Here is a 14,185-nt window from a genome sequence, read left to right on the forward strand (position 1 = left end):
TGATTGGCGAAGGGCGTTTAACTGGATGAAAAGGCAGCATAGTGGATTAATGACAACGCCACCGCAAAGGTGGCGTTGTTTTGGAGTGATTAAGCGCTGTGCTCAATTACTCGCTCAATGGTGTCGTCGCTGCGTAATGTCAGGATCTCTACACCGTTTTCTGTGACCAGCAGCGTGTGTTCCCATTGCGCAGATAAGCTGCGGTCTTTGGTCACAACAGTCCAGTCGTCTTTCAGTAACTTACAGTGGCGTTTTCCGGCATTGACCATAGGTTCAATGGTCAGACACATACCTGCTTCAAGCGCTTCTCCGGTGCCTGCTTTACCATAGTGGACGATTTGCGGTTCTTCGTGGAATTCCGCACCAATGCCATGGCCGCAATATTCACGGACGATAGAGTAATTAAAGCCTTCCGCATATTTTTGGATAGCAGCGCCGATGTCGCCAATGCGTACGCCAGGTCTTACCATACGAATACCAATGTACAGCGCTTCTTGAGTGACTTCGCTCAGACGCTTACCCTGAATACTCGGTTTGCCCACGAAAAACATTTTTGAGGTATCGCCATGATAACCATCTTTGATAACCGTCACATCAATGTTGATGATGTCGCCATCTTTGAGTGGCTTGTCGTTTGGAATACCATGACAAATTACGTGGTTTACTGAGGTACAGATCGACTTCGGGAAACCGTGGTAGTTAAGAGGGGCAGGGACGGCTTGCTGCACATCTACAATGTAGTTATGACAAATGGTGTTTAGCTCATCGGTCGTCACCCCTGGTTTGACATAAGGTTCAATCATTTCCAAGACTTCAGCGGCTAACTTACCGGCAACACGCATCTTTTCGATTTCTTCAGGGGTTTTGATCACTGCACTCATTGAGACTCCAAGTCATAGTTTCGACGCAACAACACCGGGCTAGTTTATGAACGATTTTTAGCCCAAACGTTGAGTTAATTTCTTTTATATGGTATAAAGCGCGCCGTCTTTTTACAAATAAATCTTTTCGCCTTTCTGGTGGTCCAATTGACCACTGAATGATGCAAGACGGTTTTTTGTAACGAAGACAACACGAAATTTAATTTTAACACACACACATATCGACACATACACTTGGGTGCAGGCGAGGGGCAAATAACCGGGTTACCGGATTACCGAACTTGTTGGTGTTATGGGATATGTGGAGGCCTAACCCTACTTAATTTAGAGGAAAATACAAATGGCAAACGTTTCAATGCGCGATATGCTTCAAGCTGGTGTTCACTTTGGTCACCAGGCTCGTTACTGGAACCCTAAGATGAAGCCTTTCATCTTCGGCGCTCGTAACCGTGTTCATATCATCAACCTTGAAAAGACAGTTCCTATGTTCAACGATGCACTTAAGTTCCTTTCGAACGTTGCATCTAACAAAGGTAAAATCCTTTTCGTTGGTACTAAGCGCGCTGCAAGCGAAGCAGTTAAAGAAGCAGCTATTCAAAGCGAGCAGTTCTACGTAAATCACCGTTGGTTGGGTGGTATGTTGACTAACTGGAAAACAGTTCGTCAATCAATCAAGCGTCTTAAAGACCTTGAGACTCAAAGCCAAGACGGTACTTTCGAGAAGCTGACTAAAAAAGAAGCTTTGATGAAAACTCGCGAAATGGAAAAGCTTGAGAAGAGCCTTGGTGGTATCAAAGATATGGGCGGTCTTCCAGACGCTATCTTCATCATCGATGCTGACCACGAGCACATCGCTATCCGTGAAGCAAACAACCTGGGCATTCCAGTAGTATCTGTTGTTGATACTAACTCTAACCCAGACGGCGTTGACTTCATCATCCCAGGTAACGATGACGCGATCCGCGCTATCCAGCTTTACACTGGTGCTGTAGCGACTGCTATCACTGAAGGTCGTGAAAGCAACATCGTTGCTCAAGCTGAAAGCGACGACTTCGTAGAAGCTGAGTAATTGATTGCATACCGCGCCACTGGCAACGCCTAGTTTGCGGGTGGCCGGTCGCAACGCACTAAGCTGTCATCAAGTCTTCATCTTATTTTTCTGAAGACTTGATATTCTTTACAAGCGGTAATTCGCTTATCAAAAAACCGAATTCAGAATTGAGGATATTCTAATGGCTGTAACTGCTGCCCTAGTTAAAGAACTTCGCGAGCGCACTGGCGCTGGCATGATGGATTGTAAAAAAGCACTAACTGAAACTAACGGTGACATCGATCTAGCTATCGAAAACATGCGTAAGAGCGGTGCTGCTAAAGCGGCTAAAAAAGCTGGTAACATTGCTGCTGAAGGTACAATCCTTATCAAGCAAGGTGAAGGTTTCGCTGCACTTCTTGAAGTTAACTGTCAAACTGACTTCGTTGCTAAAGACGAAAACTTCCTGGGTTTTGCAAACACTGTTCTTGACGCTGCTGCTGAAGCGAAAACAGACATCGAAACTTTGAAAGCTAAGTTCGAAGAAACGCGTGTTGCACTAGTTGCTAAAATCGGTGAAAACATCAACGTACGTCGCGTTGAGTACATCGATGGTGCAAACATCTCTGCTTACCGTCACGGCGACCGTATCGGTGTTGTTGTAACTGGTGAAGCTGACGAAGAAACGCTGAAGCACGTTGCAATGCACGTTGCTGCTTCTAAGCCTGACTACCTAAACCCAGAAGATGTACCTGCTGAGGTTGTAGAGAAAGAAAAAGCGGTTCAGGTTGAAATCGCTATGAACGAAGGCAAGCCTGCTGAAATCGCTGAGAAAATGGTTGTTGGCCGCATGAAGAAGTTCACTGGTGAGATCTCTCTTACTGGTCAGGCTTTCATCATGGAGCCTAAGAAGTCTGTTGGTGAGTACCTGAAAGAAAAAGGTGCTTCTGTTTCTTCATTCATTCGCCTTGAAGTAGGTGAAGGTATCGAGAAGAAAGAAGAAGACTTCGCTGCTGAAGTTGCTGCTCAAATCGCGGCTGCTAAAGGCGAATAATCACGCTTAGGTGATTAAGTGATGCAAAAGCCTCCTCGAGATGAGATTTGCTTTTGCGTCACTGCACAAAATTCTCTAAAATAACCGCGCATTTATGTCTTTCATAAGCGCGGTTATTTTGTATCTCACTTTTAATTTGGCCCGGAAATTATGACTATCAATCGAAAACCTGTTTTTAGACGCGTTCTTCTTAAACTTAGCGGCGAAGCTTTGATGGGAGATGAAGGCTTTGGAATCGATCCTAAAGTATTGGATCGTATGGCCCAAGAAATAAAAGAACTTGTAGAACTCGACGTAGAAGTGGGTTTGGTTATCGGCGGCGGTAACTTCTTACGTGGCGGCTCGTTAGCCGAAGCGGGCATGAATCGCGTAGTGGGCGATCACATGGGAATGCTGGCAACTGTGATGAACGGCCTGGCAATGCGCGATGCGCTGCACAGAGCGTTTGTGAATGCACGCCTGATGTCTGCCATTCCTCTAAATGGTGTTTGTGATGCGTATAACTGGGCAGAAGCAATCAGCTTGCTGAAATCAGGTCGCGTGGTTATCTTCTCTGCGGGTACCGGTAACCCGTTCTTCACAACTGATTCAGCCGCCTGTTTGCGCGGTATTGAAATTGAAGCAGACACGGTTATCAAAGCGACCAAAGTAGACGGCGTATTCAGTGATGACCCAGTGAAAAACCCAGATGCAGAATTACACCGTCACCTGACGTACAATGAAGTGATTGAAAGAGAATTAAAGGTTATGGACCTTGCGGCATTCACGCTGGCCCGTGACCACAACATGCCTTTGAGCGTATTCAACATGAACAAGCCTGGCGCACTAAAGCGGGTTATCATGGGTGAAGAAGAAGGTACGTTAATCAGTACACAACCAGCTGCAGAGTAAGCGCTCTGGCGCATTGGCTGGCTACACCAGCAACTTAACCTGCAAGCTGAGTCCGATTAATACAGTAAAGAATAGGATAGCACTGTGATTGATGATATTAAAAAAGATGCGCAAGAGCGCATGACAAAAAGCGTAGCTGCGCTGGCAAGCCAGTTATCTAAAATCCGTACTGGCCGTGCACACCCGGCATTGCTTGATGGCATTTCTGTGTCTTACTACGGTGCTGACACGCCGCTTAACCAGGTTGCTAACGTGACGGTAGAAGATTCACGTACACTGGCTATCAGCGTATTTGACAAGTCTTTGGCACAAGCGGTAGAAAAAGCGATCATGGCGTCTGATTTGGGTCTTAACCCAATGTCTGCGGGTACGGTTATCCGTGTACCACTTCCTCCGCTGACAGAAGAGCGTCGTAAGGACCTGATCAAAATCGTACGTGGCGAAGTTGAAGGCGGCCGTGTTGCAGTGCGTAACATTCGTCGTGATGCCAACGGTGACGTGAAATCACTGCTGAAGGATAAAGAGATTTCTGAGGACGAAGCACGTCAGGCAGAAGACGAGATCCAGAAGCTAACTGATAAGTTTATCAAAGAGATGGACACTCAGCTGAGCGCTAAAGAAGCAGAGCTGATGGAAATCTAAGCAACCACAAATTTATTAGGTTTGCAGCGCCGTCTAAGGTATACTAGACGGCGTTTTTTTTTACTTAAATAGGCATTATGATTTTAACCGCTGACGCAATTTCACAGCAATCTCTGCCCAAACATGTCGCTATCATTATGGATGGAAATGGCCGCTGGGCTCAGGCGCGTAAGCGTCCCCGTGCATATGGACATAAAAAAGGGGTAGATTCAGTTCGCAATGCTGTGCAGTTTTGCTCTAAGCTAGGGATAGAGTCATTGACGTTGTTCGCTTTCAGTAGTGAAAACTGGCGCCGTCCTGAGGACGAAGTCAGCACTTTGATGGAATTATTCCTGTTTGTATTGAGTAAAGAAGTTAAGAAGCTCCATAAGAACAATGTGAAGCTGTCAATCATCGGAGATATCTCGCGCTTCCCAGCCGGGTTGCAGCAAAAAGTGGTCGATGCAGAACAATTGACCGAGCATAACTCGGGATTAAAGTTGAACATTGCGGCCAATTATGGCGGTCGCTGGGATATTATGCAGGCGGCTCAAGCCTTGGCTGAGCAGGTCGCTGAAGGCGCCATCCAGGCGAGCGACATTACAGAAGAGGCGATTTCGTCACAGTTGACGATGGCGGACCAAAGCCCGCTTGATCTATTGATCCGCACCGGTGGAGATTACCGCATTAGTAATTTCTTACTGTGGCAGGCAGCGTATGCTGAGCTCTACTTTACCGAAACATTATGGCCAGACTTTAATGAAGAAGCGTTTTCAGAAGCGCTTGCCTGTTACGTTTCGAGAGAACGACGTTTCGGTTGTACCGGCGAACAAATAAAACAATTACTCGCCGAGAGCAAAACAACAAGTTAAAGGTATAAAATTTGTTAAAACAACGTGTTATGACGTCGGTGGTGCTGGCGCCACTGGCTTTACTATTGGTATTTTTTACACCGCTGAATTTATTTAGTGTGATTGCCGGCGCCATTATCCTGATGGGTGCCTGGGAATGGGCTGCCTTTATTGGCCTCACAAATCGCCTGCACAAAGGTATTTATGTTGTCATGATGGCAGCAGTTCTGGCCGGCCTTCATATCCACTGGCCGATCACAGAGCTTTGGCATCAGGGGCGTCTGGTCGCTGATGCAAACTACGTCTTTACCCTTGCCGCTGCCTGGTGGCTGGTTGCAACCGTTCTGGTTATGAATTACCCGCGTATGGCCAAAGCCTGGAATGAAGGCATGATCATGCGTACCATTGCCGGCTTTTTGACCTTGATTCCACTTTGGCTGGCACTGAATGTGCTGCGCAGCGCTGAGTATCATCAGGCAGAGCAATACGGCTCAGTGTTAATCATGGTGGTGCTGGGCATCGTGTGGAGTGCAGACATAGGTGCTTACTTTGCCGGTAAGAATTTTGGCAAACACAAGTTAATGCCGAATGTCAGCCCCAATAAAACCATCGAAGGCTTGATCGGTGGCTTACTGACGTCTGTCGTGTTTGTGGTCATTTTCTGCTACTGCAGTGACGTAGCGCAACATCAATGGGTATTGTATGCAGGATTAACCGTTGTGATTGCGTTGTTTTCCGCTGTCGGTGATTTGCTGGAAAGCATGTTTAAACGTGAAGCCGGGTTAAAGGACTCAGGTAAATGTCTGCCGGGACACGGCGGTATTCTTGACCGTATCGATAGTTTAACTGCGGCTGCGCCGATTTTTGCCTTGCTGTACGCCTGGACGGTGACACTATGAGTGATAAGCAAAACCTGGTTATTTTAGGGTCAACTGGCTCTATTGGCACATCAACGCTGGATGTTGTCGAGCGAAATAGCACACAGTATCAGGTTTTTGCGCTGGTTGCCGGACGTAATGCACAGCTGGTTATTGAGCAGGCGTTGAAGCATCAGCCTCGCTATGTCGTGATGGGAGCTGAAGACGCAGCCACAGAGGTAAGGGAGGCACTTAACAGCCAACAGACTGAAGTGCTTAGTGGCACTCAGGCCATGTGTGACATCGCCGCTCATACTGACGTAGACATTGTGATGTCGGCCATTGTCGGTGCGGCGGGGTTATTGCCAACACTGGCGGCTGTAGAGCAGGGCAAGAAAGTCCTGCTGGCCAATAAAGAATCTCTGGTCATGTCCGGGCAGTTGTTTATGGACAAAGTAAAGCGCCATGGTGCAACTTTGCTGCCCATTGACAGTGAACACAATGCCATCTTTCAGTGCTTACCTGGTGTCTTACAAAAGGGCGACAGCACGGCACTTGATACTCAAGGGATCCGCAAAATTCTCCTGACAGGCTCCGGCGGACCATTCCTGACACGCGCCATTGATACGCTGGCCGATGTAACCGTTGCTGAGGCCGTCGCACACCCTAACTGGTCAATGGGACAGAAGATCTCTGTAGACTCCGCGACCATGATGAACAAAGGGCTGGAGTTCGTCGAAGCAAAATGGCTGTTTCATTGCCAGGCTGATGACATTGAAGTGGTTATTCATCCACAGAGTATGATCCATTCCATGGTGCAATACATAGACGGCTCTGTGATTGCGCAAATGGGCCAACCAGATATGCGAACTCCCATTGCTTATGGTCTTGCTTACCCAGAACGGATAGAAGCGGGCGTTAAGCCACTCGATTTTGCGGATATTGTCGATTTCACCTTTACCAAGCCTGATTTCAACCGCTATCCCAACTTAAAACTGGCAATCGATGCGTGTCGTAGCGGCCAGTCAGCTACAACGACACTGAATGCGGCGAACGAAATTGCTGTTGCGGCCTTTTTGAATGAGCAAATTGGCTTTTGTGATATTTATCGCATAAATGCTGAAGTGCTTGAACGTTGCCACCTCGAACCTTTACACTCTGTGGACGCGATAATGGCACAGGATGCGCAAGCCCGCAGACTTGCCAGGGAACTGATCAGTAAGTAGGAGTCACTATGTTGGAATTTTTCTGGAACCTGGGTTCTTTCATTGTCGCACTGGGGATCTTGGTGGCTGTACATGAATATGGCCACTTTTGGGTTGCCAGAAAAGCCGGTGTGAAAGTACTCCGGTTCTCAATTGGTTTTGGTAAACCTCTGGTCCGTTGGTATGACAAGCTCGGTACTGAATATGTCATTGCCGCCATTCCTTTGGGTGGGTACGTTCGTATGTTGGATGAGCGTGTGGATGAGGTGCCTGTTTCAGAACAACATCTGTCATTTAACAACAAACCCGTACTTTCCAGAATTGCCATTTCAGCCGCCGGACCCCTTGCGAACTTTCTTTTCGCTATTTTTGCTCTCGCACTTATGTATATGGTTGGCGTTCAGAATGCCAAGCCTATTGTTGGAAATGTGACCGACAGCAGTATTGCGGCTCTGGCTCAGGTGCAGCCGGGCGATCGTATTATCAGTGTCGACGACGAGGTTGTTCAGTCCTGGCAGGAAGTCACCTTTGCGTTGATGGGGGGACTGGGTGAATCGCAGGTTATCCTCAAAGTTCAGGACAGTCAGGGTCAGCTCGCTTTGCGTCAGCTAGATACTCGTGAGTGGCGATTGGATGAGCAAGATGTGCCACCTTTGACGTCTGTGGGTATCCAACCTTACCGCCCTAATCTGAAACTAGAAATTGCGCAAATAGCGTCAGGCTCTGCTGCCGAGCAAGGCGGTTTAGCGGTGGGTGATAAACTGCTGCGTTATAACAATGAAACGCTCGACTCATGGGAACAATTTGTACAGCTAGTACAAACCTCAGCGCAACAACGCAGTCATCTGGTCGTGCAAAGAGCTGGTGTTGAGGTTGATCTTTACCCTACGCCACAGGGCCGAGAAGACAACCAGGGGGTACTTATTGGCTATTTGGGCGTAGTACCAGTGCTTGAACCCTGGCCAAAAGGGTATATTGAAACTAGACAATACGGGGTATTCGATAGTATCGTGCTGGGCGTTAAAAAGACCTACGACTTAACTGCGCTCAGTTTTGAGATGATTGGTAATTTGTTGACCGGTCAGGTATCGGTTAAAAATCTCAGTGGGCCGGTTGGCATTGCTGTAGGGGCCGGAAATAGTGTGAGTTATGGGTTTGTCGCATTTTTAGGCTTTTTGGCTTTAATTAGCGTCAACCTAGGGGTTTTCAACCTTTTACCCCTGCCGGTCTTAGATGGCGGGCACTTAATGTATTACTTTATTGAACTTATTCGCAAAAAACCGGTCTCTGAAAAGACACAAGAGTTAGGCTATAAGGTGGGTGCAGTTGTGCTCCTGGCGCTAACTTGTTTTGCACTACTTAACGATGTATCGAGGCTTTAGGCCGCAAGGTGCGATAGCAATTGAGGCGCACTGTTCGCCGTAAGCTGTAAAGGATAAAGATAATAAAATGCCTATAAAAAAACATTTAGCTGTAACGAGTTTACTGGGCGCGAGCTTTGCTGCTCTGGGGCAAAACTCCTTTATCGTAGAAGATTTGAAAGTTGAAGGCCTGCAGCGCGTTGCGCTGGGCGCTGCGTTAACACACATTCCTATCAACGTGGGTGATCAAGTTGATGACTATACAGTGTCCAAGACGATTAAGGCGCTGTTTGCATCTGGCCATTTTGATGATATTGCTGCATTTAGAGATGGCAATCAGGTTATTTTCAAAGTTAAAGAACGTCCGACGATTGCTTCGATTGAATTTGATGGCAACAAAGACATCAAAGATGAGCAGCTTCAGGAAAGCTTAGATCAGCAAAATATCCGTGCCGGTGAAACTTTAGACAGAACGGTTATTGATAGCGTAGAGAAAGGCCTTATCGAATTCTTCCACAGTATCGGTAAGTACAACGCTAAGATTGAGATGACCATTGTTGAGCTGCCACGTAACCGGGTAAGACTGAAGCTGGACTTTAATGAAGGTGACGCGGCGTCGGTCAGGCAGATCAACCTGGTTGGTAACGAACTTTTCTCAGATGAAGAGCTGTTGAAATTGGTTGAATCGCAGCAGGATTTACCTTGGTGGAAATTCCTGTCTAGTGACCGCTATCAGAAGCAAACCATTGAAGGCGACTTGGAAAAGATCCGCAGTTACTATCTGGATCGTGGTTACCTGCGTTTCAACATTGACTCTACCCAGGTTTCCGTGAGCCCAGAGCGTGAGTCAGTCTATGTGACGGCAAACCTCACCGAGGGTGAGCAGTACATGGTAAAAGACTTTGAGTTTATCGGGGACTTGCTGGGTCGTGAAGAATTGATCCGCAGTGTTGTACCGTTAAGAAGTGGTGAGCTGTATAACGGCTCAATCGTCACTGCCACCGAAGAATTTATCAAGAGTTATCTGGCGCGCTTTGGCTATGCCAATGCTGAGGTACGTACCGTGCCTGACATTGATGACGAAAGCAAAGAAGTGAAGCTGACCCTGGCGGTTGACCCTGGCAAGCGTGTTTACGTACGCCGTATTGCAGTCAATGGCAACCAGGTGACTGCTGACCACGTTGTTCGTCGTGAAATGACACAGCTTGAAGGCGCCTGGCTATCTAACCAAAGCCTTGAACGTTCTAAGTTACAGATCCAGCGTCTGCCGTATATGGAAAGCGTTGACTTTGAAGTCAAGCCAATTCCGGGTGTTGACGATCAGGTCGATGTTGATTTTAAAGTTAAAGAGCAGCCCGCTGGTAGCTTCCAGGCCGGTGTGGCTTATGGCTCATATGGTGGCTTGCAGTTTAATGTGGGCGTGAGTGAGTCTAACTTCCTGGGAACTGGTAACCAGCTTGCCTTTAATATTAATACAGGCCGAGGGTCGAAGCGTTATACCGTTTCTTACACAAACCCATACTTTACGCCAGACGGTGTGTCACAAGGTAGCAGCATTTTCTACAGCGACTTTGATGGTAGTAAGCTGGGCCTGATTGATTATGACCAGACCAACTATGGTATTGGCACTAACTTTGGTTTCCCAATTGATGCCGTTAACCGAATCAACTTTGGTGTACGCTGGATTGAAGAAGAGCTGGATCGTATCCCGGATTACGAACAATCACGGGTGATGCGATTGGCGTTTACCGATCCGGAAAACCCGGATGCTGGTTTTGACTTTACTAAATATGAGTTGAGCGTTGGCTGGTCACGGATCACTGTTAACCGCGGTATGTTCCCGACAGACGGTTCACGTCAAAGTGCCACTTTCAGAGTCACGACACCTAACTCAGATCTGAATTTCTTCAAGCTGAATTATGACTCGCGTTTTTATTGGCCAATCAGTAATGACCATCGTTGGGTGTTCTCGGCGCGTGCCGGCCTTGCTTATGGTAATGGTTACGGTGAAGTCAATGGCTTTGAGCAAACCTTGCCGTTCCAGGAATTTTATCGCATCACAGAAATGGAGCTACGCGGCTTTGATCGTAATACGATCCTGCCACGTGCGTTGCAGCGTTCACCTTCCTCAATTGGTGGCACGCCACTGCCGGATGGCACAGTACCAGGTTCGATTGGCGGCGATCCGCAGTTTGACAACCTGATCCAAGGTGGCCGTATCGGTGGTAACGCAAAAGCCCTTGCAGGCATTGAGATGATTGTACCGACGCCTTTCCTGGAAGAGGAAAACACCAGCTCAGTGCGTACCAGCTTCTTCATTGACGCTGCGAACGTCTGGGACACGGAGTTCGATGCTGATCGTTATACGAACTTGTCGCCGGATGTATATAAAACACTATCAGATTACTCTGATCCCAGTCGGTTCAGGGTATCTACAGGCCTATCTGTACAGTGGATCTCGCCAATGGGACCAATGCTGATCAGTTTTGCCTACCCACTGAAAAAAGAAGAAGATGATGAAACTGACTTCATCAGCTTTAACATAAGTAATACGTTCTAAGGAGCTAATTGTGAAAAACCTTTTTAAAACTTCGGCCATGGCGCTGATGGCTACACTCATGATGGGGGCTTCTGCGTCTGCGTTTGCACACAAAGTTGGCCTGGTCGATATGCAAAATATCTACTCAAAATTGCCACAAATGGCAAAAATTGAGCAGACTTTACAAGCTGAATTTGCAGAGCGTCGTCAAGAATTAGAAAAACTACAAGGTGACATCCGTTTCGAAGCTGAAAAGTTCAAGCGTGAAAGCGCGACAATGAGTGAAGATCAGCAAGTTGCATTGCGTGAAAAAATTCAGGGCATGCAGCAAGAACTGGCTACAAAGGGTCGTCCTCTAGAGCAAGAAATCAAAGTACGTCAAAATCAGGAACTGGCAAAAGTACAGAAACTGATCGTTGATGCCATTGAAGAAGTTGCCAAAAAAGGAAAATACGACGAAGTTCGCGTAAAAGATACGACAATTTACTTCAACCCTGATAAAGTTTCTGACCTGTCGGATAAAATTGTTGAAGTAGTCAGTAAAAAGTAATGACCAAACACTACACTTTGTCGCAGTTGGCTGAAGCTGTGGGCGCCGAATTGCAAGGCGATCCGGCTCAGCCAATTGGGAAAATTGCCACCTTGCTTAGTGCGGGTGGTCAGGACATCGCGTTCCTGGCAAATAAAAAGTACCGCAGCCAACTTGCATCAACGCAAGCGGGTGCCGTGATCCTGGCACCTTCTGAGGCTGAACACTTCTCTGGCAATAAGCTAGTCTGTGACAACCCTTATGTTGCGTACGCTAAACTTGCGCAATACATGGATACCACACCCGATTCAGCTCAGGCGATCCACGAGCGCGCTTCAGTGCATGAGTCTGTGAAACTTGGCAACAATGTCAGTATCGGTGCCAATGCTGTGATAGAAGCGGGCGTTGAGCTGGGTGATGATGTACAGATTGGCCCAGGTTGTTTTGTCGGTAAACACACGCGCATCGGCGCAAAAACAAAACTTTGGGCAAATGTCACGATTTATCATGAGGTCGTGATTGGTGAATCCTGTTTATTTCAGTCAGGTGCTGTGATCGGCAGTGATGGCTTTGGTTATGCCAACGAAGGTGGAGAATGGGTTAAAATTCCTCAGCTTGGCAGCGTCATTATCGGTAACCGCGTAGAAGTCGGGGCGAGCACGACGATAGACCGTGGTGCGTTAGACGACACGGTGATCCATGATAATGTGATTTTGGATAACCAAATTCAGATCGCACACAATGTTGAAATTGGCTACGGCACAGCGATTGCGGGCTGTAGCGTTATGGCTGGCAGCGTTAAAATCGGCAAGTATTGCCAGATTGGCGGTATGGTGGCTGTCAATGGACACAATGAGGTGTGTGACGGAGTCGTCATTACGGGGATGAGCATGGTGACAAAAGGGATCTCCGAGCCGGGGATTTACTCGTCAGGTATGCCACACACCACTAATAAAGAGTGGCGTAAGAACATTGCTCACCTACGAAACCTTTCGGATTTTAAAGCGCGATTAAAAGCGCTGGAAAGCCTCACAGAACAGCTTAAACATACTGATAACTAAAGGATGTTATTTTGGCCAACGAATTAAATAGCTTCGATATTCAAGAAATCCTAAAGCTACTGCCGCACCGTTACCCGATGCTGCTGGTAGACAAGGTCATTGATCATAAGCCTGGCGAATACTTACATGCAGTTAAGAATGTAACTGCGAACGAGCCTATTTTTACAGGCCACTTTCCCGATCAACCTATTTTCCCAGGTGTGATGATTTTAGAAGCGCTGGCTCAGGCAACAGGCCTGTTGGGCTTCAAGACCGTCGAGAATCGCGGTGATAATGAACTATACTTGTTTGCAGCGATTGATAATGCGCGCTTCAAGCAGCCTGTTGTGCCTGGTGACACCATGCATTTACACGTTGAATTTGTTAAAGAGCGTCGTAATATCTGGAAATTTTCTGGTGTTGCAAAAGTTGACGATAAAGTCGTCTGTAGCGCTGAATTAATGTGTGCAAGAAGAGAGTTTTAAGCGTGATCCATCCTACTGCAATTATTGAGTCAGGTGCTCAGCTGGGCGAAAACGTATCGGTTGGACCTTATAGCTATATCGGTAATGATGTTGTTATCGGAGACAACTGTAAAATTGAATCTCACGTGGTAATAAAAGGACCTAGCGTGATTGGTTCTGGTAACCATATTTTTCAGTTCGCATCAGTGGGCGAAGCCTGCCAAGATAAAAAGTACAAGGATGAACCAACCAAACTCGTGATTGGTGACAACAATATTATCCGAGAGTGTGCCACTATCCACCGTGGAACTATTCAGGATAAAGGGATTACTGAGATAGGCAGCAACAACCTGTTTATGGCATACACCCATGTCGCACACGATGCCATCATTGGCAACAACGTGATTTTTGCCAACAACGCAAGCGTTGCAGGGCACGTTCACATCGGTGACTTTGTGATTTTGGCGGGCAATTCAGGTGTGCATCAGTTCTGTAAAATTGGTGCGCATGCCTTTGTTGGCATGTATAGCGGTGTGAATCAGGATGTCCCACCATTTGTGACGACGACCGGTACACCGGCAAGACCTGCGGCGATTAACACAGAAGGGTTAAAACGCCGTGGTTATGAGTCAGATGAGATTATGGCCATTCGTCGTGCATACAAGACCTTGTTCCGCAAAGGCCTGAAGCTGGACGAAGCACTGGAAGCCATGCGCGAAGATGCGGCAAAATTTGCTGGCGTACAGCAAATGATCGACTTTATTGCGACTTCTGAAAGAGGATTGGTACGTTAAATTTATATAACGATCGATAACCTTTCTACATCGTATATCTGTATCTGATATACTAACGCCATACAGCC

Annotated in this window: 14 protein-coding genes; 13 read left to right on the plus strand and 1 reads right to left on the minus strand. The window is 47.2% G+C overall.

Annotation, left to right across the window (positions count from 1 at the left end):
• Window positions 1–89 precede the first annotated feature (89 nt).
• Window positions 90–881, minus strand: coding sequence for a type I methionyl aminopeptidase (gene map / locus CWC22_RS06905; RefSeq protein WP_125564076.1), 792 nt, complete (start codon window positions 879–881; stop codon window positions 90–92).
• A gap of 340 nt (window positions 882–1,221) precedes the next feature.
• On the opposite strand from map, the gene rpsB reads away from it, so the two are divergent.
• From rpsB to lpxA, 13 genes are all read left to right on the plus strand, one after another.
• Window positions 1,222–1,950, plus strand: a complete 729-nt coding sequence (gene rpsB / locus CWC22_RS06910; protein WP_049866374.1) for a 30S ribosomal protein S2 — start codon at window positions 1,222–1,224, stop codon at window positions 1,948–1,950.
• 163 nt (window positions 1,951–2,113) lie between these two features.
• Window positions 2,114–2,965, plus strand: a complete 852-nt coding sequence (gene tsf / locus CWC22_RS06915) for a translation elongation factor Ts (protein ID WP_049866373.1) — start codon at window positions 2,114–2,116, stop codon at window positions 2,963–2,965.
• A gap of 150 nt (window positions 2,966–3,115) precedes the next feature.
• Window positions 3,116–3,856 (plus strand): UMP kinase, encoded by a 741-nt coding sequence (pyrH, locus tag CWC22_RS06920; protein WP_010385750.1) that lies wholly within the window; start codon window positions 3,116–3,118, stop codon window positions 3,854–3,856.
• A gap of 84 nt (window positions 3,857–3,940) precedes the next feature.
• Window positions 3,941–4,498 (plus strand): ribosome recycling factor, encoded by a 558-nt coding sequence (gene frr / locus CWC22_RS06925; RefSeq protein WP_010385751.1) that lies wholly within the window; start codon window positions 3,941–3,943, stop codon window positions 4,496–4,498.
• Between the two features lie 77 nt (window positions 4,499–4,575).
• Window positions 4,576–5,349, plus strand: a complete 774-nt coding sequence (locus CWC22_RS06930) for an isoprenyl transferase (RefSeq protein WP_125564074.1) — start codon at window positions 4,576–4,578, stop codon at window positions 5,347–5,349.
• Between the two features lie 11 nt (window positions 5,350–5,360).
• Window positions 5,361–6,227 (plus strand): phosphatidate cytidylyltransferase, encoded by an 867-nt coding sequence (locus tag CWC22_RS06935; protein ID WP_138538979.1) that lies wholly within the window; start codon window positions 5,361–5,363, stop codon window positions 6,225–6,227.
• Window positions 6,224–7,411, plus strand: a complete 1,188-nt coding sequence (ispC, locus tag CWC22_RS06940) for a 1-deoxy-D-xylulose-5-phosphate reductoisomerase (protein ID WP_138538980.1) — start codon at window positions 6,224–6,226, stop codon at window positions 7,409–7,411. The genes CWC22_RS06935 and ispC overlap by 4 nt, the downstream gene beginning before the upstream one ends.
• Window positions 7,412–7,419: 8 nt before the next feature.
• Complete coding sequence (gene rseP, locus CWC22_RS06945) at window positions 7,420–8,772, plus strand: sigma E protease regulator RseP (RefSeq protein WP_138538981.1); 1,353 nt, start codon at window positions 7,420–7,422, stop codon at window positions 8,770–8,772.
• 67 nt (window positions 8,773–8,839) lie between these two features.
• On the plus strand, window positions 8,840–11,311 hold the full coding sequence (gene bamA / locus CWC22_RS06950) for an outer membrane protein assembly factor BamA (RefSeq protein WP_138538982.1): 2,472 nt from the start codon (window positions 8,840–8,842) through the stop codon (window positions 11,309–11,311).
• A gap of 10 nt (window positions 11,312–11,321) precedes the next feature.
• Window positions 11,322–11,840, plus strand: a complete 519-nt coding sequence (locus CWC22_RS06955; protein ID WP_125564067.1) for an OmpH family outer membrane protein — start codon at window positions 11,322–11,324, stop codon at window positions 11,838–11,840.
• A complete protein-coding gene (lpxD, locus tag CWC22_RS06960) occupies window positions 11,840–12,880 on the plus strand; it encodes a UDP-3-O-(3-hydroxymyristoyl)glucosamine N-acyltransferase (protein ID WP_125564065.1) in 1,041 nt (346 codons plus the stop codon). Before CWC22_RS06955 ends, lpxD begins: the two co-directional genes overlap by 1 nt.
• An 11-nt stretch (window positions 12,881–12,891) precedes the next feature.
• Window positions 12,892–13,344, plus strand: coding sequence for a 3-hydroxyacyl-ACP dehydratase FabZ (gene fabZ, locus CWC22_RS06965; RefSeq protein ID WP_125564064.1), 453 nt, complete (start codon window positions 12,892–12,894; stop codon window positions 13,342–13,344).
• Window positions 13,345–13,346: 2 nt separating this feature from the next.
• Entirely contained in the window at window positions 13,347–14,117 is a 771-nt protein-coding gene (gene lpxA / locus CWC22_RS06970) for an acyl-ACP--UDP-N-acetylglucosamine O-acyltransferase (protein ID WP_125564063.1), read from the plus strand.
• Window positions 14,118–14,185 lie beyond the last annotated feature (68 nt).

Origin of the sequence: Pseudoalteromonas rubra, from assembly GCF_005886805.2 — a bacterium.
GTDB classification, from domain to species: domain Bacteria; phylum Pseudomonadota; class Gammaproteobacteria; order Enterobacterales; family Alteromonadaceae; genus Pseudoalteromonas; species Pseudoalteromonas rubra_D.

Coding starts and splice junctions, on each gene's coding strand:
- pyrH (WP_010385750.1), top strand. CDS start 3,116: ATGACTATCAATCGAAAACCTGTTTTTAGACGCGTTCTTCTTAAACTT.
- bamA (WP_138538982.1), top strand. CDS start 8,840: ATGCCTATAAAAAAACATTTAGCTGTAACGAGTTTACTGGGCGCGAGC.
- CWC22_RS06930 (WP_125564074.1), top strand. CDS start 4,576: ATGATTTTAACCGCTGACGCAATTTCACAGCAATCTCTGCCCAAACAT.
- tsf (WP_049866373.1), top strand. CDS start 2,114: ATGGCTGTAACTGCTGCCCTAGTTAAAGAACTTCGCGAGCGCACTGGC.
- lpxD (WP_125564065.1), top strand. CDS start 11,840: ATGACCAAACACTACACTTTGTCGCAGTTGGCTGAAGCTGTGGGCGCC.
- rpsB (WP_049866374.1), top strand. CDS start 1,222: ATGGCAAACGTTTCAATGCGCGATATGCTTCAAGCTGGTGTTCACTTT.
- map (WP_125564076.1), bottom strand. CDS start 881: ATGAGTGCAGTGATCAAAACCCCTGAAGAAATCGAAAAGATGCGTGTT.
- ispC (WP_138538980.1), top strand. CDS start 6,224: ATGAGTGATAAGCAAAACCTGGTTATTTTAGGGTCAACTGGCTCTATT.
- rseP (WP_138538981.1), top strand. CDS start 7,420: ATGTTGGAATTTTTCTGGAACCTGGGTTCTTTCATTGTCGCACTGGGG.